Genomic DNA, 25,951 nt, shown 5'->3' with positions numbered 1-25,951 from the left:
CGTATTTGCGTTGCCGGGCGGGCGGTTTTCGCTACACTTTCGGCCATGATTGCAGAACTTGGCCACTTCGCCCTGATCCTCGCCTTCGCCGTTGCCATCGTGCAGGCGATCGTCCCGCTCATCGGCGCCCACAAGGGCTGGCCGGGCTGGATGGCCGTGGCCATCCCCGCGGCGACGCTGCAGTTCGTGCTGGTGGGCATCTCCTTCTTCGCGCTGACCTATGCTTTCGTGACCTCGGATTTCTCGCTGCGGCTGGTGGTGATCAACTCGCACTCGCTGAAGCCGATGCTCTACAAGGTGTCCGGCGTCTGGGGGAACCACGAGGGCTCGATGCTGCTCTGGGTGTGGATTCTCGCGCTTTTCGGAGGCTGCGCGGCCTGGTTCGGCGGCGGGCTGCCGGATCGGCTGCGCGCGCGCGTGCTGGCGGTGCAGGCCGCGGTGGGCGTGGCCTTCTTCGCCTTCATCATCTTCACCTCCAACCCCTTCCTGCGCCTCGCGGTGCCGCCCTTTGACGGGCAGGATCTGAACCCGCTGCTGCAGGATCCGGGGCTCGCCTTCCACCCGCCGTTCCTCTACCTCGGCTACGTGGGGCTTTCGATGTCCTTCTCCTTCGCCGTGGCGGCGCTGATGGAGGGCCGGGTGGACGCGGCCTGGGGCCGCTGGGTGCGCCCCTGGACGCTGGCAGCCTGGCTCTTTCTCACCATCGGCATCGCGCTCGGCTCCTGGTGGGCCTACTACGAGCTAGGCTGGGGTGGCTTCTGGTTCTGGGATCCGGTGGAGAACGCCTCCTTCATGCCGTGGCTCATCGCGGCGGCGCTGCTGCACTCCGCCATCGTGGTGGAGAAGCGCGAGGCGCTCAAAAGCTGGACAATCCTGCTGGCGATCCTCGCCTTCGGTTTCTCGCTGATCGGCACCTTCATCGTGCGCTCCGGCGTTCTGACGAGCGTGCACGCCTTCGCCAACGATCCCGAGCGGGGCGTCTTCATCCTCCTGATCCTGCTGTTCTTCATGGGCGGCGCGCTCACGCTCTTCGCGGCGCGGGCCGGGGCGATGGAGGCCAAGGGCGTCTTTGCGCCGGTCAGCCGGGAGGGCGCGCTGCTGCTCAACAACATCCTGCTGGCGGTCTCGGCCTTCGTGGTGTTCTTCGGCACGATCTGGCCGCTGGTGGCGGAGCTGTTCTTCGACCGCAAGCTCTCCGTCGGCCCGCCCTTCTTCAATGCCGCCTTCACCCCCTTCATGGTGGCGCTGGCGATCGTGCTGCCGATCGGATCGATCCTTCCCTGGAAACGCGCCAGCCTCGGAAAGGTGCTGCGCAGCCTGCGCGGAGCCATCGTGCTCTCGCTCGCCGTCACCGCGCTCGTCTGGGCGATGCAGACGGGCCGCTCCGCGCTCGGCCCGATCGGGCTGGGCCTGGGCACGTGGCTCGTCAGCGGCGCGCTGGTGGATCTCTGGCTGCGCACCGGTCGCAGCGACGCCGCGAGCCGCCTGCGCCGCCTGAAGAACCTGCCGCGCGCGGACTGGGGCAAGGCCGTGGCGCATATCGGCTTCGGCATCACCACCATCGGCGTCGCCGGGCTGCTGGCCTGGCAGCAGGAAGACATCCGCGTGGCCAGGGTGGGCGAGACCTTCACCGTCGGCGCCTACCAGATCACGCTGGAAGACGTGCGCGACGTGCAGGGCCCGAACTACCTTTCCACCATGGCCGACATGCGCGTGGAGCAGGACGGGCGCACGCTGGCGGTTCTGAACCCGGAAAAACGGGTCTACCCGGTGGCGAAGATGCCCACCACCGAGGCGGCGATCCGCAACGGGGTGCTGCGCGACATCTACCTCGTGATCGGCGATGCGCAGGAGGGCGGCGGTTTCGCCGTGCGCACCTACATCAAGCCGCTGGCGAACTGGATCTGGTTCGGTTCGATCGTGATGGCGCTCGGCGGGCTTCTGAGCCTCACCGACCGGCGCTACCGCGTGGCTGCGGGCGCCCGCAAGGCGCGCCCGGCGGGCGTGGTGCCGGCGGAGTAGAGCGATGATGATGCGCATTCTGGCTGTTCTGATTGCCCTGGCGCTTGCGCCGCTGGCCACCCCGGCCTTCGCCGTGCTGCCCGACGAGGTGCTCGAGGATCCGGCGCTGGAGGCGCGCGCGCGGGAGCTCTCCAAGGAGCTGCGCTGCCTCGTCTGCCGCAATGAATCCATCGACGAAAGCAACGCCGGCCTCGCGCGCGATCTGCGCCTGCTGCTGCGCGAACGGCTGCTGGCCGGGGACAGCGACGAGGAGGCCATCGATTTCATCGTGGACCGCTACGGCGAATACGTGCTGCTGCGCCCGACGATGAGCGGGGCCAACCTCGCGCTCTGGCTCTCCGCGCCGCTGATGCTGCTGCTCGCGCTCGGCATCGGCGCGGGCTATCTGCGCCGGCGCAGCGCGGCCGCCGTGGCGGCGGCCGAGGCCGAAGCGCTGAGCCCGGAAGAAAGCGCGCGGCTCAAGGATATTCTCGGCCAATAACGTGGGGTTGGGCTTTCGCTCGCCCCGCGGCGTGCCTATCTTCCCCCCAAGCACAGGCAAGCAAGAGGGATGCTTCGCGATGAATTACCAGGCCATCAAGCTGCGTGAGAGAGGCGGCGTGGCTGTCCTGACGCTGGATCGCCCCGAGGCCATGAATGCGCTGGACACGCAGATGCGGGCCGAGATCCTGCATGCGGTCAAGGCCGCACCCGAGACGGCCCGCGTGCTCGTGATCACCGGGCGCGGCAAGGCCTTCTGCTCGGGGCAGGATCTGGGCAGCAACAGCAACGTGCTGAACATGGATCTCGAACGGCTGCTGCGCGATGAATACATGCCGATGCTGGAGGCCATCTACGATTGCCCCATCCCCACCATCGCCGCGGTGAACGGCAGCGCCGCCGGCGCCGGTGCCAATCTCGCGCTGGCCGCCGACGTGGTGATCGCCTCCGAGAAGGCGAGCTTCCTTCAGGCCTTCACCCGCATCGGGCTGATCCCCGATGCCGGCGGCAGCTACTGGATGCCGCGCAACATGGGCTTCGCCAAGGCCATGGGCGCCGCCCTCTTCGCTGAGCCGATCCCCGCCCGCCAGGCCGCCGACTGGGGGATGATCTGGGAAGCGGTGCCCGACGAGGACTTCGCCGCCCACTGGCAGGCCCGCGCCGAGAAACTGGCCAACGGCCCCACCGCGGCCTATGCCCGCGTGAAGGCGGCCATCCGCAAGACCTATGACCACGGGCTGACCGAGCAGCTGGAACTGGAAGCCCATCTGCAGGGCGAAAGCGGCAAGACCCGAGACTTCCGCGAAGGCGTCGTGGCCTTCATGGAAAAACGCCCCCCCAGGTTCGAAGGCCGCTGAACGGACGGCCTAGGAAGGGCCGGCGGTGAAAGGGCTTGGGGGCTCTGCCCCCGCCGCGCCCGCGGGCGCGGCTCCCCCGGGATATTTTCGGAACAAAGTGGGGCTGCCTTTCGGCTTTGCCCTTTCCGGAGCGCGAGGCGGAGGCCCGCAGCCACTCCGAACATCCGGAGTAGCGCCTGCGGCTCAGCGGTTGCCCTGGGAGGTGAAGAGGCCGGCGTCCTCGGCGGCCTTCTTGATCGCCTTGGATTTGTTCACGGTTTCCATGTACTCGGCTTCCGGATCGCTGTCGTAGACGACGCCGCCGCCGGCCTGGATGTAGAGCTTCCCGTCCTTCAGCACCGCGGTGCGCAGGGCGATGCACATGTCCATGTCGCCGTTGGCGCCGAAGTAGCCGCAGCCGCCGCCGTAGACGCCGCGTTTCTCCGGCTCCAGCTCGTCGATGATCTCCATCGCGCGCACCTTGGGGGCGCCGGAGACCGTGCCCGCGGGCATGCCGGCGAAGAAGGCGGAGAGCGCGTCCTGATCGTCGGCCAGTTCGCCCACCACGTTGGAGACGATGTGCATCACGTGGCTGTAGTGCTCGACGATGAATTCCTCCGTCGGACGCACGGTGCCGACCTTGGCCACGCGGCCCACGTCGTTGCGGCCGAGATCCAGCAGCATGAGGTGTTCGGCGAGTTCCTTCTTGTCGGCCAGGAGATCGGCTTCGAGCGCGCGATCCTCTTCCGGCGTGGCGCCGCGGGGGCGGGTGCCGGCGATGGGGCGGATGGTGACCTGGCGGTCGAAGACCCGCACGAGGATCTCGGGGCTGGCGCCGATGACCTGGAAATCGCCGAAGTTGAAGAAGAACATGAAGGGCGAGGGGTTGGTGCGCCGAAGGCTCCGGTAGAGCGCGAAGGGGGGCAGGGGGAACTCCTGCGTCCAGCGCTGCGCGGGCACGACCTGGAAGATGTCGCCGGCGCGGATGTATTCCTTCGCCTTCTCGACGGCCGCCATGTAGCCTTCCCGGGTGAAATTCGAGGTGATGGCGCCAAGCTGTGCCTCGGTGCCGAGGCTGCGGCTTTCGCCGGCGGCCTGGCGCTCGAGGTCGCGCACCGCGTCCATCACGCGCTCGGCGGCCTGGGCATAGGCTGCGCGGGCGGAAAGGCCGCTGCCGGCCCAGGCGGGCGAGACGATGGTGACCTCGCCCTTCACGCCGTCCAGCACCGCCACCACGGAGGGGCGCATCAGGATGGCATCAGGCACACCGATGGGATCGGGGTTGACGTTCGGCAGGTGCTCCACCAGCCGGATCATGTCGTAGCCGAGATAGCCGAAGAGCCCGGCGGCGGCGGCCGGCAGTTCCGCGGGCATCTCGATGCGGCTCTCTTCGATCAGCGCGCGCAGGGCGGTGAGCGGATCGCCGGGCAGATCCTCGAAGGCGTCGCGGTCGAAACGGGCCTGGCGGTTGATGCGGCTGCTCTCGCCCCGGCATTCCCAGATCAGATCGGGCTTCATGCCGACGATGGAGTAGCGCCCGCGCACCTCGCCGCCGGTCACGCTCTCCAGCATGAAGCTGTCCTTGCGGGCCTCGGCCAGCTTGAGCATGAGCGACACCGGCGTGTCGAGATCGGCGGCGAGCCGGGTATAGACGACCTGGCTTTCGCCGGCGGCGTAGCGGGCTTCGAACTCTTCGAAACTGGGGGTCAGGGACATCGGGAAGCCGCCTTACGGGAACTGGGCGTGGACCGCGTTGACGGCGGCCTGGTTGAGCGTGATGCCGGCGCTGGACTGGATCGCCGCGATGTAGGCGGCCAGCAGATCCTGGGCGATGGCCTCGCTGCTCTGGGCGTTGAGCGCATCGCGCAGCGCGGTGACGGCCTCGTCGCCGAGATCCGGCGGGGTGATGGCGGTGAGCTTGACCACGTAGGCCTCGCCGTCGCCGGCCAGCGCGGCGGTTTCGCCGAGCGCGAGGTCGAACACCCGCATCATCAGGTCGGGCGCGGAGACATCCACGAAGGCATCGCGGGTCAGCCCCTCTTCGAGGATCGCCTCGTGGCCGAGTTCCGAGGCGGTGGCGGCGTTGGCGAAGCGGCCCGCGAGATCCTCGGCCAGTTCGGCGAGACGGCGGTTTTCGAGGGCGCGCTTGTAATCGGCGTAGACGCTGTCCTGAACCTCTTCGAAGGGCAGGAGCGTGGGGGCAATCACCTCGTCCAGCCGCAGCGCGAAGATGCCGCCGTCCTCCAGTTCGACGACCTCGGCGAAATCGCCCTGCTGGGCCGCCGCGGCGGCCGCATCGAAGGCGGCGTAGGCGGCGATGCCCTCCTTGGAGCCGGGCGACCATTCCAGCGTGCCCAGTTCGAGATCGGTTTCCTCCGCCAGTTCCTCCACGGTGGCGCCGCCGGCGAGAAGATCGTCCACCGACGAGATGCTGTCGGCGATGATGCGGCGGGCGCGGTCGGCGGCCAGTTCGCGGCGCAGCTCGTCGCGCGCCTCCTCGAAGCTCGTCTCCTGGGCGGCGAGAATGGCGTTCATGCGGTAGAGCGCCGGGCCGAGGGAGGAGGGCAGCGGGCCCACCACGCCGGGGGCGATCAGACCGAAGACGGCTTCGCCGGCCTCGTTGCCGAGATCGTCGCGGGTGACGTCGCCCAGATCGATGTCGGCCAGCTCCAGGCCGCGCTCTTCCACCAGCTCTTCGAAGGTGGCTTCGTTGGCGTTGAACCTGTCCATCGCGGCCTGCGCGCTGGCTTCGTTGGCGAAGACGAGCCGCTCCACGAGGCGGCGTTCGGGGCGCTGGTATTGCTCGATCCGCTCCTGGTAGAGCGCGCGCAGGGAATCTTCATCCACCTCGACGGTATCGAGCAGCATGTCGGGGGTGATCCAGGCGTAGGTGATCTTCTTGCGCTCGGGCAGCGTGTAGGCGGCTTCGTTCTCGGCGTAATGGGTGCGCAGCTCTTCCTCGGTGGGCTCCACGGCCGCGGCCACGATGTCGGCGGGGGTGAGGCGGATCATCTCGAAGCTGCGCTTCTCGGCGACGAAGCCGAGGATGGCGTCGGTGAGCGCCTCGGGCGCGGCGACGCCGTTGACCACGGAGGCCTGCAGCAGCGCGGCGGCGGTGTCGGTACGCAGGTTTTCCTCGAATTCGCTTTCGTTGAGGCCGGACTGGCGCAGGGTGAAGGCGTAGGCCTCGCGGTCGAAGGTGCCGTCGAGCCCCCGGAAGGCGGGGATTTCGAGCAGTTGCCGGGCGACCACCTCGTCACCGACGGAGAGGCCGATGCGGCGGGTTTCCTCTTCGAGGGCGGCGCGCGCGAGCAGGCGCTGGAGCACGGCGCGGTCCATGCCGAAGGCGGTGGCCTGTGCGAGCGTCATCTGCTGGCCCGTCTGGGCCTCCACGGCGCGCAGTTCCGATTGCAGTTCGCGGGCGTATTCGTTGATGTCCACTTCCGTGTCGCCCACGGCGGCCACGGCATTCACGGAGCCGCCGAAATTCGTCACGCCGAACCCGGCGAGACCGATGATCAGAAGCACCAGAATGATCCAGACGAAGATGTTGGACGCCTTGCCCTTGGTTCCGCTCGCCATGTTCGGCTGCCTCGCTTTTGCTTTTTTCCGTCAGGGATGTTTAGGGCCTCGCGCCGGGGGGAGCAAGGCTTAGAAAGAGGTGGTTTGCAGCCGTGAAAACAGCCTGTCGATGCCGTCCGCGTCGATGTTGGCGAAGGCGATGCGCAGCTGGCGCTTCCCGGCCGGATCGCCTTCGGGCATGAACATGGTTCCGGGCAACAGCAGGATGCCCGCCTCGCGCACGAGCGCGCGGGCGAGATCGTCCGAGGCCATGGCGAAAGGATGCTCCGCATAGGCGAAATAGGCGCCGCAGCCCAGAAGCTTCCAGCCCGCCAGCCTGGGAAAGCCGGCCTCGATCGCGGCGCGGCGGGCAAGGATCTCGGCGCGCTCGCCGGCCAGCCACCGGCCGAGGTTGCGCATCCCCCAGAGCGCGCCGCGCTGGCCCAGCTGGTTGGGGCAGATGGCAACGGTGTCGAGGAACTTCTCGACCTCCAGCAGCCGCGCGGGCGAGGCCACCATGGCGCCCACGCGGTGGCCCGTGAGGCGGTAGGCCTTGGAGAAGGAATAGAGCTGGATCAGCGTGTCGGCCCAATCGGGATCGGCGAAGAGATCATGGGGCGCGCCGGTGCGGCTGTCGAAATCGCGGTAGGTTTCATCCACGATCAGGGCGAGGCCGCGGCTGCGGGCCAGTTCGAAGAAGGCGCGCACGAGATCGGCGGGGTATTCGGCGCCGCCCGGATTGTTGGGCGTGACCAGCACGATCGCGCGGGTGCGCTCGGTGATCAGCGCCGCGGCCGCGTCGGGATCGGGCAGCAGCCCGGCGCCCGTGGCCAGCGGCACGGTGCGCACCCCCTGCATGTCCAGCCACATTTTGTGGTTGAAATACCAGGGGGTTGGGAGGATGACTTCATCCCCTGATCCGGCCAGCGTGCTGAGCGCTGCGGCGAAAGCCTGGTTGCAGCCCGAGGTGATGGCGACCTGATCGGCCGAAATCGCGCCCCCGTAGCCGGCCGACCATTGCGCGGCCACTTCCGCGCGCAACTCGGGCAGGCCCAGAACCGGCCCGTAGAGATGCGCGGCATCCTCGTGCAGGACAGCCTCGGCCAGGGCCTCGCGCAGCCCCTGCGGCGGCGGATCCACCGGCGCGGCCTGCGAGACGTTCAGAAGCGGACGCTCGGGCGGGAAGCTCACGCCTTCGAGCCAGCGCCGCGCTTCCATCACCGGCGGTGGCGTCGTCTCTGCGAAACGGGGGTTCAGGTGCATCCCTGGCCGGCCTCAGTCGGTGCCGCGGTAGGGTTCGACGTATTGCAGGGCCATGTCCCAGGGGAAGAAGATCCACGTGTCCTGGCTGACCTCGGTGATGTAGGTGTCCACCATCGGGCGGCCCTTCGGCTTGGCGTAGACGGTGGCGAAATGGGCGTTGGGATACATCTCGCGCACCAGTTCCAGCGTCTTGCCGGAATCCACGAGATCATCGACGATCAGCACGCCGGTGCCGTCGCCCATCAGCTCCGCGTCCGGCGCCTTCAGCACCTTGGCGTCCATGCGGGTCTGCTTGTCGTAGGATTTCACGGAGATCGTGTCGATCACGCGCACGTCCAGCTCGCGCGCGACGATCATCGCCGGCGCCATGCCGCCGCGGGTGATGGCGACGATCGCCTTCCAGGCGCCGTCGTCCGGGCCCTGCCCATCCAGTCGCCACGCGAGCGCGCGGGAGTCCCGGTGGATCTGATCCCAGCTGATGTGGAAGCCTTTCTCGTGCGGAAGTCTTTCGGTCATTTTTCGTGTCCCCGGTGGTTTGCCTGCTGCGTTAGCATGGCGGGGCGGTTTTCGTCCACGCAGATTTCGCGCCGGGGGAGTGGCAGAGGCGCCCACCGCGCGCTAGGTATGGCGCGGCATAGACAGAGATCGGGCAACGAGGAACAGGGCCATGAGCGACAGGAGCGGCAAATTCGGCGGCGAGGATCCCTTCGAGATCGCGCGGCGCTGGCTGGCGGAAGCGGAAGAGAGCGAGATCAACGATCCCAACGCGATCGCGCTCGCCACGGTGGATGCCGAGGGGCTGCCCAACGTGCGCATGGTGCTCCTGAAGGAGATCGAGGCCGACGCCTTCGTTTTCTACACCAACTACGGCAGCGTGAAGGCGCAGGAGATCGAGGCCTCGGGCAAGGCGGCTTTCGTGATGCACTGGAAATCCCTGCGCCGCCAGATCCGCGTGCGCGGCCACGTCGAGCGGGAGGAGGGGCCGCAGGCGGATGCCTACTACGCCTCGCGCAGCCTCAAGAGCCGGCTGGGGGCCTGGGCCTCGGAGCAATCGGCGCCGCTGTCTTCGCGCGCCAGCCTGATGGCAAAAGTTGCAAAGCTGACCGCCGAGCTTGGCCCCAACCCGCCGCGTCCGCCGTTCTGGGGCGGCTACCGCATCCGGCCGGTGGAGATCGAGTTCTGGGCCGACGGCGCCTTCCGCCTGCACGACCGTTTCCGCTGGGTGAAGAGTGAAAACGGGCCATCGTGGCACGTGGAAAGGCTCAATCCCTGAGCCTCGGGCAACGATCTGCTCCGATTTTACGAGGCAAATTAATTTAACCTTGCAACATTTCTCACATATGCGACAGATAGGCAGGGCAGAAAATATAAACGCTAGAACGTGGCGTATGGGGATGACGGAACAAAAGAACTTGGGACAGCTCGTCCAGGGGCATGTGAAGTGGTTCGACCCGGGTAAAGGGTTCGGCTTCGTGGTGTCCGACGAAGGGGGCGCAGACATCCTCCTGCACGCGAACGTGCTGCGCAATTTCGGCCAGAGCTCGGTGGCCGATCACGCGAAGATCACGGTCATGGTGCAGGAAACGGATCGCGGCGCCCAGGCGGTGGAAGTGCTCAGCATCGCGGCGCCCGAGGGCGACGGCGAACCCGTGCTCGAAGACTTGGCCGGATATGACGCCGCCACGCTGGAAGCCGCGCCGCTGTGCCCCGCGCGGGTGAAGTGGTTCGACAAGGCCAAGGGGTTCGGCTTCGCCAACATCTTCGGCAGCAGCGACGATGTGTTCGTTCACGTCGAAGTTCTGCGCCGTTCCGGCCTGTCGGACCTGCAACCCGGTGAAGCGGTCGGGCTGCGCGTCGTGCAGGGCAAGCGCGGGCGCATGGCGACCCATGCCGCCTCCTGGGAAGCGGCCGCGCGGGCGGCCACCTCTTCGTGACCGCGGGCTTGCGGACTTTCGCGCGCACCGCCGTGCGGGCCACGCTGGCCGCGGCGCTGCCACTTCTCTCTTTCGCCTCCATTGCCGCCGCCGAGACCGCCTGCCGGGCCGACCTGATCGAGCTGCGCGGCCCCTTCGGCACCAGCCGGTTCACCGTTGAAGTCGTCGATACGGCGGCGAGCCGGGCGCAGGGGCTGATGTTCCGCGAGCACCTGCCTTCGGGCGCGGGGATGCTCTTCGTCTACGACAGGCCGCAGAACGTGGCTTTCTGGATGAAGAACACGCTGATTCCCCTCGACATGATCTTCATGGCCGAAGACGGCACCGTGCGCCGCGTGCATGCCGACGCCGTGCCCGGTGATCTGACGGCGATCCCCGGCGGCGAGGACATCCGCTTCGTGCTGGAGATCAACGCGGGCCTCGCCGGCGCCATCGGCATCGCGCCCGGCGCGCAGGCGCGCCACCCGGCGATTCCGGCCGACCGCGCCGCCTGGCCCTGCTGAGCGTTTTCACCCTTTTCAATCCGGCCCCCCCCCGCTAGAACCGCGCCAGTCGGGGCGTAGCGCAGCCTGGTAGCGCGACGGTTTTGGGTACCGTAGGTCGCAAGTTCGAATCTTGCCGTCCCGACCATTTCTCCCTGCATCCTGCCGGCGGTTCCGGCTCCCTGAGAAGGGCGGCGTACGGCGCCTTCAGGCCGGATTCATCTTTGCTTCACACTCTTGGGCGCGATGACGACAGCCTCGCAAGGAGTGAGAGATGCCCGTAGACCTGTTCGACGACCAGACCGCCGGCCTTGAAAGCCCGCCGACCCGGATTTTCGAGATCACCCCGGACGATGGCACGGATCTGCCCTTCGTCACCCGCGCGCTCAATGCTGCCACCTCGGGCGAAGTGCGGATCACCACGCTGGGCGGCGATACGGCCACGCTCTACGTGGCGGCCGGGGCGGTGATCCCGATCCGGGCCAGCCGGGTCTGGGCGACGGGCACGGTGGCCTCGGGCCTCAGGGGGCTGCTGTGATGCGGTTGGCGACGGGTCTCGACGCGGCCCACAACATCTATCCCTACGATCCGGTCGCCGGGCGCAGCCCGAGCCTTGCCGTTTCCCCCGGGAGCACCCTGTCCACGGCATCACTTCAGCGCACGCAACCCGTGACCATGAGCATCGAGTTCGAGGGGCTGGACGGCAGTGGCGGGGGGCTCATCGCGGAGTTCGGGGGCAACATCATCGGTCTCTTCGTCGGCTTTGAAAGTGACGGCAGTTTCCTGTTCCGCAGCGGTGACGGGGGCGCCTTGCCCTCCGACGCCACGGCCCTCGTTCAGGCCGATCCGGGCAGTGTTGGCGGGAACGGCAAACTTGTTATCAGCACGCGGCCCGGCACGCCCATTTTGGCGAGTGCGTGGTGGAACGGGCGCCGGATCGGAACTGAGACCCCCGGTTCGGCCGGGCAGTCGGAATGGAGCGGGACAAATGCAGCCAGCGTTCTTACCACGTCGGTGGTGGGATCCATTACCACCGGCGCCATACATGATGTTGTGGTCTCTTACACCGCAGCCAGCGATTTTTTGATCTACGAGTCGCTTTGGCTCGGCGATTGATTCTCATCGTGTTCGCTTTGTGGTTCGTCTGTGTCCGGGGTGCCGCAGTCGCAACCCGTGCAGGCGCAGCAAGCCATTCTGCGGACCCACAATGTAGAAACACCCGCTAAGCCGCCCCCAACATTTGGTTTTTCCAGATGGCGCGCTCTGCCCGTTTTTCGGGCAGGGCGCCTGCGGTTTTTTCCGAGTCAGCGCGCGCGTGCCTTGCTGGGTGGGTCAAGCGAGAAATTCGCGGCTCAAGCCAAATTTTGCCGTTGACCTCATATGTTGATCTACGGCACGTTGTGGGGGTCGGAGAAAAAGCCACAACATCTAGTGGATACCTTCAGGGGCAGAAACTTCCAGACCGCAGACCCCGCCAGGATGCGGGGCGACGGCCTCTCAGGGGCCGGCAGGACAGTTTTTCCCGAAGCGCAGGACGGCAGGGATCGCGGGGCAGGGACGGAGAAGTCTTCGCCGCGGGAATCGTAGGGAAAACGGGGCAGACCGCATGAAGATCGAACGTCAGTTCACCCAGGCCGGCAAGGACGCATACGCCGCGCTGGAATTCACCATCACCTCATCCGAGATCCGCAATCCTGACGGCACCGTCGTCTTCAGCCTGCCGGAACTGGAAGTTCCCAGCAGCTGGAGCCAGGTCGCCTCGGATGTGATCGCCCAGAAATACTTTCGCAAGGCGGGTGTTCCGGCACGTCTGAAAAAGGTGCGCGAAAAGGACGTGCCGGAGTTCCTGTGGCGCTCGGTGCCCGACGAGGCGGCGCTGGCGGAACTGCCCGAAGAAGAGCGTTTCGGCGGCGAAACCTCCGCCCGGCAGGTGTTCGACCGCCTCGCCGGCGCATGGGCCTACTGGGGCTGGAAGGGCGGCTATTTCTCCTCCGAGGAGGACGCCCGCGCCTATTTCGACGAAATGCGCTACATGCTGGCCACCCAGCGCGCCGCGCCGAACTCCCCGCAGTGGTTCAACACAGGCCTGCACTGGGCCTACGGCATCGACGGCCCGGGCCAGGGGCACTACTACGTCGATTACAAGACCGGCAAGCTGACGAAATCCAAATCCTCCTACGAACACCCCCAGCCGCACGCCTGCTTCATCCAGTCGGTGGCCGATGACCTCGTGAACGAAGGCGGGATCATGGATCTCTGGGTGCGCGAAGCGCGGCTGTTCAAATACGGCTCCGGCACCGGCACCAACTTCTCCTCGCTGCGGGCGGAAGGCGAAAGCCTCTCCGGCGGCGGGCGCTCCTCGGGCCTCATGGGCTTCCTGAAGATCGGCGACCGCGCGGCCGGGGCGATCAAATCCGGCGGCACCACCCGGCGCGCCGCGAAGATGGTGATCGTGGATGCCGATCACCCGGACATCGAGGAATTCATCAACTGGAAGGTGATCGAGGAGCAGAAGGTGGCGAGCATCGTCGCCGGCTCCAAGATGCACGAGCAGAAGCTCAACGGCATTTTCGCTGCCATCCGCGGCTGGGACGGCAAGGCCGAAGACGCCTACGATCCCAAGGCCAATGCCGCGCTGAAAGCGGCCGTGAAGGCGGCCAAGGCCGTTTCCATCCCCGAAACATACATCAAGCGCGTGCTGGATTATGCCAAGCAGGGCTACGACAGCATCGAGTTCCCGACCTACAACACCGATTGGGACTCCGAGGCCTACAACTCCGTGTCGGGGCAGAACTCCAACAACTCGATCCGGGTCACCGACGCCTTTCTCAGGGCGGTGAAGGAAGATGCCGACTGGGAGCTGATCCGCCGCACCGACGGCAAGGTCGCCAAGACGATCAAGGCCCGCGATCTCTGGGAGCAGGTGGGCCACGCGGCCTGGGCCTGCGCCGATCCGGGCATCCAGTTCCACGATACCGTCAACGCCTGGCACACCTGCCCGGAAGACGGCCCGATCCGTGGCTCCAACCCGTGCTCGGAATACATGTTCCTGGACGACACGGCCTGCAATCTCGCCTCGATGAACCTGCTGACCTTCTACAAGGACGGCCAGTTCCAGGTGGAGGATTACATCCACGCCACGCGGCTCTGGACGCTGACGCTGGAGATCTCGGTGACGATGGCGCAGTTCCCCTCCAAGGAAATCGCGCAGCTGTCCTACGATTTCCGCACTCTGGGGCTGGGCTATGCCAACATCGGCGGCCTGCTGATGAACATGGGCCTCTCCTATGACTCCGACGAGGGCCGGGCACTCGCCGGGGCGCTGACCGCGATCATGACGGGCGAGGCCTATGCGACCTCCGCCGAGATCGCCTCGGAACTGGGCGCCTTCGCCGGCTACGAGCGCAACGCCGAGCACATGCTGCGGGTGATGCGCAACCACCGCGCCGCCGCCTACGGCAAGACCGACGGCTACGAGCAGCTTGCGGTGAAACCGGTGCCGCTGGATCACGCCAACTGCCCCGACGCGCGCCTGGTGGAGATCGCCAAGCGCACCTGGGACAAGGCGCTGACGCAGGGCGAGCTGCACGGCTACCGCAACGCGCAGGCCACCGTGATCGCGCCCACCGGCACGATCGGCCTCGTGATGGATTGCGACACCACGGGCATCGAGCCCGATTTCGCCCTCGTGAAGTTCAAGAAACTGGCCGGTGGTGGCTACTTCAAGATCATCAACCGGTCGGTCCCGGCGGCGCTGGAGACGCTCGGCTACTCCTCCTCCCAGATCGAAGAGATCGTTTCCTACGCCGTCGGCCATGCCTCGCTGGGCAACGCGCCGGGGATCAACCACACCTCGCTGATCGGGCACGGGTTCGGGCAGGAGGAGCTGGACAAGATCGAGGCGGCGCTGCCGACGGCCTTCGACATCCGCTTCGTCTTCAACCAGTGGACGCTGGGAGAAGAGTTCTGCACCAAGACGCTGGGCATTCCGGCCGAAAAGCTGAACGATCCGAGCTTTGATCTGCTACGGCACCTCGGCTTCTCGAGGTCCGACATCGAGGCCGCCAACGATCACGTCTGCGGGACGATGACGCTGGAAGGGGCGCCGCACCTGAAAGAAGAGCACTACGCGATCTTCGATTGCGCCAACCCCTGCGGCAAGAAGGGCAAGCGCTTCCTGAGCGTGGAGAGCCACATCCGCATGATGGCGGCGGCGCAGAGCTTCATCTCGGGTGCGATCTCCAAGACGATCAACATGCCCAACGACGCCACCATCGAGGATTGCCAGAAGGCCTACGAACTGTCGTGGTCCCTCGGCATCAAGGCCAACGCGCTCTACCGCGACGGCTCCAAGCTGAGCCAGCCGCTGGCGGCGGCGCTGGTGGAGGATGACGAAGAGGCCGAGGAAGTGCTCGCCTCCGGCTCCTCGCAGGAGAAGGCGGCGGTGCTGGCGGAGAAGGTCGTCGAGAAGGTCGTCGTCAAGGAGCTGGTGCGCTCCCACCGCGAGAAGATGCCGGAGCGCCGCAAGGGCTACACCCAGAAGGCGATCGTGGGCGGCCACAAGGTCTACCTGCGCACCGGCGAGTACAAGGACGGCTCGCTCGGCGAAATCTTCATCGACATGCACAAGGAAGGCGCGGGCTTCCGCGCGATGATGAACAACTTCGCCATCGCCGTCTCGGTGGGCCTGCAATACGGCGTGCCGCTGGAAGAATTCGTTGATGCCTTCACCTTCACCAAGTTCGAACCCGCGGGCATGGTGCAGGGCAACGACTCGATCAAGAACGCCACCTCGATCCTGGACTATATCTTCCGGGAACTGGCGGTGTCCTACCTCGACCGCACCGACCTCGCCCACGTGAAGCCCGAAGGCGCGACCTTCGACGATCTGGGCCGCGGCGAGGAAGAGGGCGTGTCCAACGTGAAGGAGCTGAGCGACAGCGCCGCCTCGCGCTCGCTGGAGGTGCTCAAGCAGATCTCCTCCACCGGCTACCTGCGCAAGCGGGTGCCCCAGGATCTCGTCGTCCTGCAGGGCGGCGTCGGAGGCACGGCGCTCAACGGCGCCAAGGATCCCGTGGCCGCGCTGAGCACGCTGGTGCCGGAAGCGGGCAACGCCACCCAGTCCAGCACCGCCCTGAGCACCGGCTCCGTCCAGACGATGGATGCCCGCGCCAAGGCGAAGATGCAGGGCTACGAGGGCGACCCCTGCGGCGATTGCGGGAATTACACGCTGGTGCGCAACGGCACCTGCATGAAGTGCAACACCTGCGGAGCGACCTCCGGTTGTTCCTAACAGGTTCCGGGGCGGGTGCGCTCGCCCCTGACGCGGATCAGGCCGCAGGCAAAAAACCACGGGCGGTAACAATGACGAGCCTGATCAGCAAAACTGGGGCGCCTCCGGCGCCCCATTTTCTTTGCGCCGTTCCGCGCGCGCCTGCGGCGGGCGGGGCGGGGGCGCCGCCCCCGCACCCCCGAGGTATTTGGGGCGAGAGGAAAGGGCGCACTTTGTTCCGGAAATATCCCCGCCGGAGGCATGAAACCCGCGCGCCAGCGCGTTAAACGCTGCGGGTGAGCGCGCCGTCGATGCGGATGTTCTGCCCGGTGACGTAGGCGGCGTCCTCCGAGAGCAGGTAGGCGATCAGCCCGGCGACCTCCGCCGAGGTGCCGTAGCGGCCCATCGGGATGCGGGCGCGGCGGTCTTCCGTTTCGGGCAGGCTGTCTATGAAGCCCGGCAGCACGTTGTTCATGCGCAGCCCGTCGGCGGCGTAGCGGTCGGAGAAGAGCTTGGTAAAGCTCGCCAGCCCGGCGCGGAACACGCCGGAGGTGGGGAAGAGCGGGTCGGGTTCGAAGGTGGCGAAGGTCGAGATGTTGACGATGGCGCCGCTACCCTGGGCCTGCATGATCGGCGTGACCAGCCGCGTGGGGCGGATCACGTTCATCAGGTAGACTTCCATGCCCTGGTGCCAGTCCTCGTCGGCGATGTCGAGGATCTCGCCCTTTGGGCCGTGTCCTGCCGAATTGACCAGCGCGTCGATGCGGCCCCAGCGCGCCATGGCGCCGTCCACCAGGCTGGCGAGCGCCTCCGGGTCGAGGTTGGAGCCGGTCACGCCGAAGCCGCCGAGGTCCCGTGCGAGGGCTTCGCCCTTGCCGGAGGAGGAGAGGATGGCGACGTTATAGCCCTTGGCGGCGAGGTGGCGGGCGGCTTCCGCGCCCATGCCGCTGCCGCCGGCGGTGATCAGGGCGGTTTTCTCCTGGCTCATGATGTTTCCTTCTCTGCAGGCATTGTGTCTGAACCGAAAATACGGCCGGGGATCGGGGTTGACCAATCATCTCTGCGCGGCAAGGCTGCAGAAAAACTACAGGCTATACCCATGCCCCTGCCCATACCCCTGCCCAGGCTTTCCGCGCTCCAGGCCTTCGATGCCGCCGCCCGGCACGAGAATTTCCGCAAGGCGGCGGAGGATCTCAACGTGACGCAGGGCGCCGTGGCCCAGCAGGTGCGCCAGTTGGAGGCCGCGCTGGGGGTGGCGCTGTTCACCCGCCATGCCCGCGGGCTTCGGTTGACGGAACCGGGGGCGCTCTACGCGGCGCGCCTGCGCGAGGCGTTGGGGATGATCGAGGAGGCCACCGCACGGATCACCGCGGGGCCGGACCAGCTGACGCTCTCCGTGCCGCCCTCCTTCGCGAGCAAATGGCTGATGCCGCGCCTGCCGGCCTTTCTGGAGGCCAACCCCGAGTTGCGGTTGCAGACGCTGGCGACGGAGCAGCGGGCGGAGTTCGCCCGCGACGGGGTGCATGTGGCGGTGCGGCAGGGGCGGCGGCCCGAGGCACCGGGGTTCGTGGTGGAGCGGATCGCGCCGCTCGATCTCGTGGCGGTGGCCGCGCCGGGGCGTCTGCCGCCCGCGCGGGGCCTGGCGGATCTGGCCGGGGTGCCGCTGATCCAGGACGGCCATGCCCTTTGGGAGAGCTATTTCGCGGCGGCCGGGATGGCGCTGCCGGCGCGGGTGCTGCGGTTCAACCAGACGGCGCTGGCGGTGGATGCCGCCGGCGCGGGGCAGGGGGTGGCGCTGGCGCCGCGCCTGCTGGTGCGCGACGCCCTGGCGCAGGGCGCGCTGGTGCAGGTCTGGGCGCCACCGGCAGGGGAGCCCGCGCAGGCGGAAGCGGAGGGATTCTTCCTGATCCACCCGGAACGCGGGCGCGCGCCGGAAGGGCGCGCGGCGCTGATCGGCTGGTTGAAGCGGGAAATGGCCGGCTGAGGGCCGGCCCGCGCGGGCGACCGGCAGATTGCCGCGCAGGCTGCGCCGCGCGCTCGGCGGAAGACGGCCCGGCCGCGCCGCCCCCCTTGGACGAGGGGCGCGGCACCCGTCATGGTGCGGGGCAGCAGGAAACAGTCCGAGAGCAGGCGGAGATCATGACTGGAAAACGCAAGGCGCTGGCGGCCGTGCTCGCCGGGGGGCTGGGGATCCTTGCCGGGGCTTCCCTGGCGGGTTTGCAGGGCGACGCCAACGGTGACGGCAGCCTGAGCTACCCCGAGATGGTTCTGGCCCACCCCGGGATGACGCGCACGTTGTTCGCGCGCATCGACGCGAATGGCGACGGCCGCGTCACCGCAGCGGAAATGGAGGCCGCGGTGGCGGCCGGGCTTCTGGCGGCGGCCGAAGGTGAAAGCGGCGCTGAAGGCCAATGATAGGCCCCGCTCCGGCAGGTGGCGCGGGGCGGGGCGTCAGCCTGCCGTGGACATGGCAGGCAAGATCGGGATGGGCCGGATCAGGCCGCGCCGCGCGACAGCGCCGCGACGCCGGTGCGGGCGATCTCCACCAGCCCGAGCGGGCGCATCAGTTCCGCGAAGGCGTCGATCTTCTCGCCGGTGCCGGTGATCTCGAAGATGAAGCTTTCCAGCGTGGTATCCACGACGTTGGCGCGGAAGATGTCGGCCAGCCGCATGGCTTCGACGCGCTTCTCGCCGGTGCCCGCCACCTTCAGGAGCGCAAGCTCGCGCTCCACGCTCGCACCTTCCACGGTGAGATCATGCACCTCGTGCACGGGCACGATGCGGCCCAGCTGCGCCTTGATCTGCTCGATCACCGCCGGGGTGCCGGTGGTGACGATGGTGATCCGCGAGCGGTGGCCAAGGTGATCCACCTCGGCCACGGTGAGGCTCTCGATGTTGTAGCCGCGCCCGGAGAACAGGCCGATCACGCGGGCCAGCACGCCGGCCTCGTTGTCGACCAGCACGGCGAGCGTATGGACTTCGGTGGCCTCGGCGTTGGGATCGCGAAGGTTGTAGGCGGAGTGGCGCGAGACGCCTTTCTTGAGCTTAAGAGCGTTCATCTGCTTTCTTCCTCAAACAAGAACCGCGCCGGTGGAGCCGATGGCATCCTTGGTGGAGGCCTCGCCCATCAGCATTTCGTTGTGGGGGGCGCCGGAAGGGATCATCGGGAAGCAGTTCTCGTGCTTCTCGACGAGGCAATCGAAGATCACCGGCCCGTCGTAGTTCAGCATTTCCATGATCGCGTCGTCCAGATCGGCCGGATCCGACACCATGATGCCCTTGCAGCCGAAAGCCTCGGCCAGCTTCACGAAATCGGGGAGCGATTCAGACCACGAATGGCTGTAGCGCTCGCCGTGCAGCAGCTCCTGCCACTGGCGCACCATGCCGAGGCGCTCGTTGTTGAGGATGAACTGCTTCACCGGCAGGCGGTATTGCACCGCCGTGCCCATCTCCTGCATGTTCATCAGCCAGCTGGCCTCGCCGGCGACGTTGATGACCAGCGCATCCGGATGCGCGATCTGCACGCCCAACGAGGCGGGCAGGCCGTAGCCCATGGTGCCAAGCCCGCCCGAGGTCATCCAGCGGTTGGGATCGTTGAAGCCCAGGAACTGCGCGGCCCACATCTGGTGCTGCCCCACCTCGGTGGTGATATAGCGGTCGCGGTCCTTGGTGAGGGCCTCCAGCCGCTGCAGCGCATACTGCGGCTTGATCGTTTTCTCGGAGTTGGTGTAGCGCAGGCAGTCGGCCTTCTTCCACTCCTCGATCTGGGCCCACCACTTCTGAAGCGCGGGCTTGTTCGTCTTGCGGCCGCCGGCCTTCCAGACCTTCAGCAGATCCTCAAGCACGTGGCCCACGTCGCCGATGATCGGCACGTCCACGTGGATCACCTTGTTGATCGAGGAGGGGTCGATGTCGATATGGGCCTTGGTGGAATTGGGGCTGAACTTGTCGAGCTTGCCGGTGATGCGGTCATCGAAACGCGCGCCGACGTTGATCAGCAGGTCGCAGCCGTGCATGGCGAGGTTGGCCTCGTAGAGCCCGTGCATCCCCAGCATGCCGATCCAGTTGTCGCCGTTGGCCGGGTAGGCGCCCAGCCCCATCAGCGTGGAGGTGATGGGAAAGCCGGTGGCGTCCACAAGTTCGCGCAGCAGCTGGCTGGCGGCGGGGCCGGAGTTGATGACGCCGCCGCCGGTGTAGAAGACGGGGCGCTCGGCGGCCTCGATCAGGCTGGCGAGTTGCTTGATGGCTTCCAGATCGCCCTTCACCTTGGGGGCGTAGTGGGCGGTGTTGGCCTTGGCCGGCGGCGTGTAGGTGCCGTTGGCGAACTGCACGTCCTTGGGGATGTCGATCAGCACCGGGCCGGGGCGGCCCGAGGTGGCGACGTGGAAGGCCTGGTGCAGGGTCTCGGCCAGCTTGTCGGTATCCTTCACCAGCCAGTTGTGCTTGGTGCAGGCGCGGGTGATGCCCACGGTGTCGGCTTCCTGGAAGGCGTCGGTGCCGATCATGAAGGTGGGCACCTGGCCGGTGAGCACCACCAGCGGGATCGAATCCAGCAGCGCGTCGGTGATGCCCGTCACCGCGTTGGTGGCGCCGGGGCCGGAGGTCACCAGCACCACGCCGGGCTTGCCGGTGGAGCGGGCGTAGCCCTCGGCGGCGTGCACCGCGCCCTGCTCGTGACGCACCAGGATGTGGCGGATGTCATTCTGCAGGAAGATCTCGTCGTAAATCGGTAGCACGGCGCCGCCGGGATAGCCGAATACCGTGTCCACACCCTGATCCTTCAGGGCCTGAACCACCATTTTCGCTCCGGTCATCTGACGTGTCATCTGTTTGCTCCGTGCTTTGTCGCGTCTGTTATCCGCTTGCGTCAGCCAAAAAAAAGCCCCCGGTCGGTCCGAGGGCGCATGGGGTACCATTATGGTGTCCGTTACCGGCCCATGCGCCATTTCCCTACAAGTACGACGATGCCGCTCATGCGAAGGCTCCTTGGTTCGTGCGCGGGACATTAGGGGGGGCGGCAGGGGGCGTCAATGGCAAAACCGGGAAGAAAACATCTGCCGTGGGCATTTTTCTTTCCGATAATTGCGCCATTTTCGGCGCGGGAGGTATTTTTCGGAAATCCGACGCCGGGTCAGCCGCGGTTTGGCCGCGGTTTGGCTGCGGTGCGGCGAAAATGCCCGCCAGCGCGGGCGCGCGGGGCGAATCTGCGCCCGGCTCATCCGCGCCCGCCTTGCCCGCGCCCGCTTTGCGCGCACGTAGCCCCGCTTGTCTTACCGAACTGTCATCTCTCCTTCGGCGGGCTGTCACATTCGCGGCTTAAGCGCGCTGTCGAAACCGCAGCGCAACAGCGAAGGAGCCCGCGATGAGCACGCCATTCGATCCCGAGATGTCTTTTGACGACTACGATGAAATGAAAGATCCGCGCCCGGAGACCAACGGCTTCGATGCCGTGGTGGAGGCCGCGATCTCCCGCCGGGGCTTCCTGGGCGGCGTGCTGGCCTTCGGCTCCGGCGCGATGGCCATGGGCGCCACCGGGCTGATGCCGGGCCGCGCCGAGGCCATGGTGGCTTCGCGCTTCGCCTTCACCCCGATCCCCACCTCCACCGCCAACACGGTGAACGTGCCCGAGGGCTACACCTGGCAGGTGCTGGCGAAATGGGGCCAGCCGATGTTCTCCGGCGTCGCGGACGTGGACGTGGAGACCGGCGGCACGGCGGCCGCGCAGGAAAAGGCCTTCGGCGACAATACCGATGGCATGGAAGTCTTCTCGCTGGGGCATCGCCAGATCCTCGCGGTGAACAACGAATACATCCAGAGCAAGGTGCTGCTGGCCAACCGCGAAGACGGGATGCCGGCGGATGCCGAGGATGCCGCCAAGATCAAGGCGGCCCACGGGGTCAGCGTGGCCGAGATCGTGGAGGAGGAGGGGCAATGGCGGATCGTGCTGGATTCGCCCTTCAACCGTCGCATCACCATGGAAACCCCGATGGAGATCACCGGCCCCGCCGCCGGCTCCGACCTGATGAAAACCGCGGCCGACCCCACGGGCACCCGCGTGCTGGGCACCTGGAACAACTGCGGCAGCGGCCGCACGCCCTGGGGCACCTTCCTGACCTGTGAAGAGAACTTCAACGGCTACTTCGGCTCCTCCGACGCCGCGCTCGCGCGCACGCCGGCCTGGGAACGCTACGGCGTGAACCTGGAAAGCCGCTACGGGCTGGAGCATTTCGACCCGCGCTTCGATCTCGCCAAGGAGCCGAACGAGCCCAACCGCCACGGCTACGTGGTGGAGTTCGATCCGCTCGATCCCGAAAGCACCCCGAAGAAACGCACGGCGCTCGGCCGCTTCAAGCACGAGAACGCCGAGGTGGTGGTGAACGGCGACGGGCGCATCGTCGTCTACATGGGCGACGACGAGCGCGGCGAGTTCCTCTACAAGTTCGTCTCCGAGGGCGTCTACACCGTCGGCGGCGACACCGAGGGGCTGCTGGATGCCGGCACGCTCTACGCCGCGCAGTTCAGCGACGACATGACGGGCCGCTGGCTGCCGCTCACGCCCGAAACCACGGGGATGGCGCCCGAGGAGATCTGCGTGCACACGCGCATGGCCGCCTCCGCCGCCGGGGCCACCACGATGGACCGCCCGGAGTGGGTCGCGGCGCACCCGCACCGCGCCGAGCTCTACTGCGCGCTGACCAACAACAAGAACCGGGGCCTGAAGCCCAACGCCGGCGGCGACGCCACCCCCGTGGGCGGCCCCAACCCGCGCGAGGCCAACAAGTTCGGCCAGATCGTGCGCTGGCGCCCGGAGGGGGGCGATCACGCCGCCGAGGGCTTCACCTGGGATCTCTACATGATGGCCGGCAACCCGGAAGTCTTCGAGGACGACCGCGCCGGCTCGCCCAACGTGACCGCCGGCAACATGTTCAACTCGCCCGACGGGATGCGCTTCGACAGCCGCGGCTTCCTCTGGATCCAGACCGACGGCGACTACTCCAACGAGGGCGATTTCGCCGGGCAGGGCAACAACCAGATGCTGGTGGGCGATCCGGCCACGGGCGAGATCGCGCGTTTCCTGACCGGGCCGCTGAAATGCGAGGTCACGGGGCTGGCATGGTCGGCCGACCGGCGCACCGCCTTCGTCGGCATCCAGCACCCCGGCGCTGATGACGAGGGGGCGTTCCCCGACGGCCCCGGCACGCTGCCGCGCTCCTGCATCATCGCGGTGAAGCGCGAAGACGGCGGCGTGATCGGCTGAATGAGGCAGGATCCGCGCCCCCGCCACGGGGGCGCCACATTTGCCGCAGGATCGGAAGGGGCGCCCGGCGGGGCGCCCCTTTCTCATGGAGAACAACGGCTTGGCGCGGTTGATTCTACGTGAGTCGGCGTGATTCCGGCCGCGCTGGGGTTCGCTTTCAGGTTGTGCGCGCCACATTCATGGCGAAGGCGCGGTGAAAAAGAGCCCAATATGTCTTAAAAACGAAGAGAAATAGACATTTCTTCTTTTTGCCACATTTGAGCATGATTCCTGCCCCAATTGGCGGGAAATCTTCTTTCTATCGACACAATACAAGATCTGCTGAGTGACCCATGAAACTGCTGCCAATGAGTTCTCACAGTGAACGAGTGAAAGGTGACACCGGCTGCACACCGGTGCGTTCAACCGACAGGCGAAATCGCCTGACACAAGTACCCGGCTCGGAAATCGAGCGGATTTTCCAGTACAGCGTCCGTCTGCACGCTTACATCAACTTCTCCGGCTAACCGCTCGCTGCACCGAGACGCCGGACACCACCTGGGAGACCGAACCATGCACAACACCATCCGTCACGCCGCGAACACCAACGCGCAACCGCTGGCCGGCCGGGCCGCCAACATCCTGTCCATGAACGACTATCGCCACCGCACCCGCGTGCACCGCACCGTGAACGGCGTCTTCTTCAGCACCGACGTGCTGCTGACGAAAGGGGAGGTGGCCTGATGCGTATCTACCTTCGTCCCGCCAAAGCCGAAATCGGCACCCCCGCTCCCGTGTCCCTGATCGAGAAGGCCCGCGAGAACCGGCGCGCCGCGCTGGCCGTGCTGCGCACGCGTCAGTCGGTTTCCCCCGTCGCGCTGAGCGCTCGCGAACGCCGGGCGGGCCTCGAGGCGCCCCTGATGTTCGTCTCCAATCGTAACGCAGCGCCGGCGAACGTCGCCGGGGAGGCTTCGAGGTCCGCTGCCTGATCCAGGTTCATTCGCTACCGTTTCACCAACTGGCGCCCTCCCTCGGGGCGCCTTTTTTCGTTTTGCTGCCAGGCGGGGGTGTGGTGGCGCATTCGCGCAGGTGGGTGCAGGGCGCAAAAACCTCCGCGCGCCAGGGCAGGCTTGACGAGGAAACAGGAGGCGTCAGGAGGTGCCGGGGGTCCGGCGGGGCTCCGACAGCACCGCCCCGATGCGGCCGCGCAGCTCTTCGCGGGTGGCGTCATAGGCGAAGCCGCGTTCCAGTTCGGGGAAGATCGCCAGCAGTTCGTCCCGCTGGGGCGAGCTGAGGCCCGCCACCGTGCGCTGCTCTGGGTGGAAGCTCTCGCTTTCCACGCCGTTTGAATAGATCACCTCGTGCCGGTCGAAGGCCATGTGCACGTAGGTCACCGGGCGTGTCGGGCGTTCCTCGACGATGGAGTGATCGTTGCAGAGCGCGAAGGCGGGCACGAGCACGCCTTCGGGATCGCCGAACATCAGCTCCGCGCGCCAGCCGCGCACGAGGATGCGGTGCTGGCGCGACACCCGCAGATCGCGGTCGGGCACGCCGGGCTCGAAGGCATCCTTGCGGAAGAGGATCGGCCGCAGGTGCGGGTTGGCGGCCACGTATCCGCTCGGGAAGGTGGAGGCACCGATCCAGCGGATCCGCTGCACGCCGTGATCGCGCGTGATCACCCTGTCGCCGATCTCCAGCGATTCGACGGGCACTTCGCCCATCGGGGTCAGGATCATCGTGCCTTCCATGAAGCAGGCGACGACGAAGAGCTGGTGCTGGGTCACCACGGTCTGAAGGCCGCTGCCGGGATCGCCGGGATCCTCGGCGAACACGCTGGTCACGGTCACGGTCAGCTCGGAGCCGATCTGGAACTTGTCGTCGATCGGCACGCAGTCGAAGGCCCAGCCGACGGGCGTCGCGATCACTTCCGGATCGCCCTCGTTGAGAATGATCGTCTGGGTGATCGGATCGCCGTTGGCATCCACGCCTTCCACGAGGATCTCGAAACGCAGGAAATCGATGTTGGTGAGCGGCTGCACGATCGCGTTGGCGAGTTCCTCGCCGGAGAGCACCTTCTGCGCGCCGCCGGTGTTGTCCACGAGGTTCAGATCGTCGAGGCTGCTGTTCTCGCCGATGCCGATGCCCTGCACCAGCGCACCGAAATCATTCTGCAACGTATTCAGCTCGTTGGTGAAATCGGAGCCGCCGCTGGTGGGGAACCCGTCGGACATGAACACCACCACGTTGGTTTCTGTGTCGTCGGTTCCGATGGCGTTGAAGGCGTCGATCGCCTTGTCGAGCCCGTCGTCGAAATTGGTGCCGCCGCTGGGGCCGTCGGCGGCGATGTCCTGGAGCGCGGCCGTGTAGTCGCTGGCCTGCCCGAGGTTGAAGGTGCCGACCACGGTGGAGGAGCCGCTCATGTCGATGATGGAGATCGTCACCTCCTCGGCGCTGTAGCCGGCGGCCACGTAGGCATCGAAGAGATCCTGCGCCGCGATGAGTTCGGCTTCGAGGATGGTTTCCACCGTTCCGTTGCCATCGAAATCGGAGCCGGACGGATCGGCGGTGGAGCCCGAAGTGTCGATCACCACGGCGACGTTGATGGGCAGCGGAATGTCGGAGCCGTTCACGGTGCCCGATATCTCGAAGCCGTCGTCGTCCACGCCGCCGTTGCCGGTTGTGCCGAGAGTGGAGGTCTGGATCACCGAGGTGGGATTGGTGGAATCCGGATCGATCACCGTATCCGGGGACGTCTGAAGATCGGTATTTCCGTTTACATCAACCATTTTTTGCCTCCAACCGCGGGGCGGTACACACTACTGTCGGCGATCACACAATGAACTTGAGGCACGGGCACGGGGCAC

22 protein-coding genes and 1 tRNA gene are annotated in these 25,951 nt (G+C 66.9%); 15 read left to right on the top strand and 8 right to left on the bottom strand.

Annotated elements, in window-relative coordinates; translation table 11 throughout:
• Positions 1 to 45: 45 nt before the first annotated feature.
• From PSA7680_RS01330 to PSA7680_RS01320, 3 genes are all read left to right on the top strand, one after another.
• Positions 46 to 2,022, top strand: a complete 1,977-nt coding sequence (locus PSA7680_RS01330) for a heme lyase CcmF/NrfE family subunit (RefSeq protein WP_085866848.1) — start codon at positions 46 to 48, stop codon at positions 2,020 to 2,022.
• A gap of 10 nt (positions 2,023 to 2,032) precedes the next feature.
• Entirely contained in the window at positions 2,033 to 2,503 is a 471-nt protein-coding gene (locus PSA7680_RS01325; RefSeq protein WP_085866875.1) for a cytochrome c-type biogenesis protein, read from the top strand.
• Positions 2,504 to 2,582: 79 nt separating this feature from the next.
• Positions 2,583 to 3,359 carry an enoyl-CoA hydratase-related protein gene (locus PSA7680_RS01320; RefSeq protein ID WP_085866847.1) on the top strand — a complete coding sequence of 259 codons (777 nt, stop codon included), beginning with the start codon at positions 2,583 to 2,585 and terminating at the stop codon, positions 3,357 to 3,359.
• 183 nt (positions 3,360 to 3,542) lie between these two features.
• Here the strand turns inward: PSA7680_RS01320 and trpE are convergent, their stop codons facing one another.
• The 4 genes from trpE to gpt form a co-directional block, all read right to left on the bottom strand.
• Positions 3,543 to 5,054 carry an anthranilate synthase component I gene (trpE, locus tag PSA7680_RS01315; protein ID WP_085866846.1) on the bottom strand — a complete coding sequence of 504 codons (1,512 nt, stop codon included), beginning with the start codon at positions 5,052 to 5,054 and terminating at the stop codon, positions 3,543 to 3,545.
• Between the two features lie 12 nt (positions 5,055 to 5,066).
• Positions 5,067 to 6,920 (bottom strand): peptidyl-prolyl cis-trans isomerase, encoded by a 1,854-nt coding sequence (locus tag PSA7680_RS01310; protein WP_085866845.1) that lies wholly within the window; start codon positions 6,918 to 6,920, stop codon positions 5,067 to 5,069.
• Positions 6,921 to 6,989: 69 nt separating this feature from the next.
• Positions 6,990 to 8,162 carry an aminotransferase gene (locus PSA7680_RS01305; RefSeq protein WP_085866844.1) on the bottom strand — a complete coding sequence of 391 codons (1,173 nt, stop codon included), beginning with the start codon at positions 8,160 to 8,162 and terminating at the stop codon, positions 6,990 to 6,992.
• 12 nt (positions 8,163 to 8,174) lie between these two features.
• A complete protein-coding gene (gene gpt, locus PSA7680_RS01300; RefSeq protein WP_085866843.1) occupies positions 8,175 to 8,678 on the bottom strand; it encodes a xanthine phosphoribosyltransferase in 504 nt (167 codons plus the stop codon).
• A 151-nt stretch (positions 8,679 to 8,829) separates the two neighbouring features.
• Between gpt and pdxH the strand changes: the two genes are divergently transcribed.
• The 7 genes from pdxH to PSA7680_RS01265 all read left to right on the top strand — a co-directional run bounded on the left by pdxH (position 8,830) and on the right by PSA7680_RS01265 (position 15,871).
• Positions 8,830 to 9,435, top strand: coding sequence for a pyridoxamine 5'-phosphate oxidase (gene pdxH, locus PSA7680_RS01295; RefSeq protein ID WP_085866842.1), 606 nt, complete (start codon positions 8,830 to 8,832; stop codon positions 9,433 to 9,435).
• A gap of 121 nt (positions 9,436 to 9,556) precedes the next feature.
• On the top strand, positions 9,557 to 10,096 hold the full coding sequence (locus PSA7680_RS01290; RefSeq protein WP_085866873.1) for a cold-shock protein: 540 nt from the start codon (positions 9,557 to 9,559) through the stop codon (positions 10,094 to 10,096).
• An 8-nt stretch (positions 10,097 to 10,104) separates the two neighbouring features.
• Positions 10,105 to 10,599: a DUF192 domain-containing protein gene (locus tag PSA7680_RS01285; protein ID WP_245824407.1), complete on the top strand. Its 495-nt coding sequence runs from the start codon at positions 10,105 to 10,107 to the stop codon at positions 10,597 to 10,599.
• A 50-nt stretch (positions 10,600 to 10,649) separates the two neighbouring features.
• A tRNA-Pro gene (locus PSA7680_RS01280) sits at positions 10,650 to 10,726 on the top strand.
• 126 nt (positions 10,727 to 10,852) lie between these two features.
• Positions 10,853 to 11,116 carry a spike base protein, RCAP_Rcc01079 family gene (locus tag PSA7680_RS01275; RefSeq protein WP_085866841.1) on the top strand — a complete coding sequence of 88 codons (264 nt, stop codon included), beginning with the start codon at positions 10,853 to 10,855 and terminating at the stop codon, positions 11,114 to 11,116.
• Positions 11,116 to 11,694, top strand: coding sequence for a hypothetical protein (locus PSA7680_RS01270; RefSeq protein WP_085866840.1), 579 nt, complete (start codon positions 11,116 to 11,118; stop codon positions 11,692 to 11,694). Before PSA7680_RS01275 ends, PSA7680_RS01270 begins: the two co-directional genes overlap by 1 nt.
• A 490-nt stretch (positions 11,695 to 12,184) precedes the next feature.
• On the top strand, positions 12,185 to 15,871 hold the full coding sequence (locus PSA7680_RS01265; RefSeq protein ID WP_085866839.1) for a vitamin B12-dependent ribonucleotide reductase: 3,687 nt from the start codon (positions 12,185 to 12,187) through the stop codon (positions 15,869 to 15,871).
• 262 nt (positions 15,872 to 16,133) lie between these two features.
• Here PSA7680_RS01265 and PSA7680_RS01260 read toward each other — a convergent pair whose 3' ends face one another.
• Positions 16,134 to 16,838: an SDR family oxidoreductase gene (locus PSA7680_RS01260; RefSeq protein WP_085866838.1), complete on the bottom strand. Its 705-nt coding sequence runs from the start codon at positions 16,836 to 16,838 to the stop codon at positions 16,134 to 16,136.
• 111 nt (positions 16,839 to 16,949) lie between these two features.
• Here PSA7680_RS01260 and PSA7680_RS01255 point away from each other — a divergent pair, with 111 nt between their 5' ends.
• Both PSA7680_RS01255 and PSA7680_RS01250 read left to right on the top strand, forming a co-directional pair.
• Entirely contained in the window at positions 16,950 to 17,834 is an 885-nt protein-coding gene (locus PSA7680_RS01255) for a LysR substrate-binding domain-containing protein (RefSeq protein WP_085866837.1), read from the top strand.
• 155 nt (positions 17,835 to 17,989) lie between these two features.
• Positions 17,990 to 18,265, top strand: coding sequence for an EF-hand domain-containing protein (locus PSA7680_RS01250; RefSeq protein WP_085866836.1), 276 nt, complete (start codon positions 17,990 to 17,992; stop codon positions 18,263 to 18,265).
• A gap of 80 nt (positions 18,266 to 18,345) precedes the next feature.
• Here PSA7680_RS01250 and ilvN read toward each other — a convergent pair whose 3' ends face one another.
• A complete protein-coding gene (gene ilvN / locus PSA7680_RS01245; RefSeq protein ID WP_085866835.1) occupies positions 18,346 to 18,909 on the bottom strand; it encodes an acetolactate synthase small subunit in 564 nt (187 codons plus the stop codon).
• 12 nt (positions 18,910 to 18,921) lie between these two features.
• The gene (locus tag PSA7680_RS01240; RefSeq protein ID WP_085866834.1) at positions 18,922 to 20,676 is read right to left on the bottom strand and encodes an acetolactate synthase 3 large subunit; all 1,755 of its coding nucleotides are present in this window, start codon (positions 20,674 to 20,676) and stop codon (positions 18,922 to 18,924) included.
• Between the two features lie 536 nt (positions 20,677 to 21,212).
• Between PSA7680_RS01240 and PSA7680_RS01235 the strand changes: the two genes are divergently transcribed.
• The 3 genes from PSA7680_RS01235 to PSA7680_RS01230 all read left to right on the top strand — a co-directional run bounded on the left by PSA7680_RS01235 (position 21,213) and on the right by PSA7680_RS01230 (position 24,076).
• Positions 21,213 to 23,108 (top strand): PhoX family protein, encoded by a 1,896-nt coding sequence (locus PSA7680_RS01235; RefSeq protein WP_085866833.1) that lies wholly within the window; start codon positions 21,213 to 21,215, stop codon positions 23,106 to 23,108.
• A 552-nt stretch (positions 23,109 to 23,660) separates the two neighbouring features.
• A complete protein-coding gene (locus PSA7680_RS18655; protein WP_176244057.1) occupies positions 23,661 to 23,831 on the top strand; it encodes a hypothetical protein in 171 nt (56 codons plus the stop codon).
• Positions 23,831 to 24,076 carry a hypothetical protein gene (locus PSA7680_RS01230; protein ID WP_085866832.1) on the top strand — a complete coding sequence of 82 codons (246 nt, stop codon included), beginning with the start codon at positions 23,831 to 23,833 and terminating at the stop codon, positions 24,074 to 24,076. The genes PSA7680_RS18655 and PSA7680_RS01230 overlap by 1 nt, the downstream gene beginning before the upstream one ends.
• A 162-nt stretch (positions 24,077 to 24,238) precedes the next feature.
• Here the strand turns inward: PSA7680_RS01230 and PSA7680_RS01225 are convergent, their stop codons facing one another.
• Positions 24,239 to 25,873, bottom strand: coding sequence for a Hint domain-containing protein (locus tag PSA7680_RS01225; RefSeq protein WP_085866831.1), 1,635 nt, complete (start codon positions 25,871 to 25,873; stop codon positions 24,239 to 24,241).
• Positions 25,874 to 25,951: the final 78 nt, after the last annotated feature.

The sequence above is a fragment of the Pseudoruegeria aquimaris genome (assembly GCF_900172235.1).
In the GTDB taxonomy this organism is placed as follows: domain Bacteria; phylum Pseudomonadota; class Alphaproteobacteria; order Rhodobacterales; family Rhodobacteraceae; genus Pseudoruegeria; species Pseudoruegeria aquimaris.
This window is presented reverse-complemented; position numbering and strand designations above follow the sequence as displayed.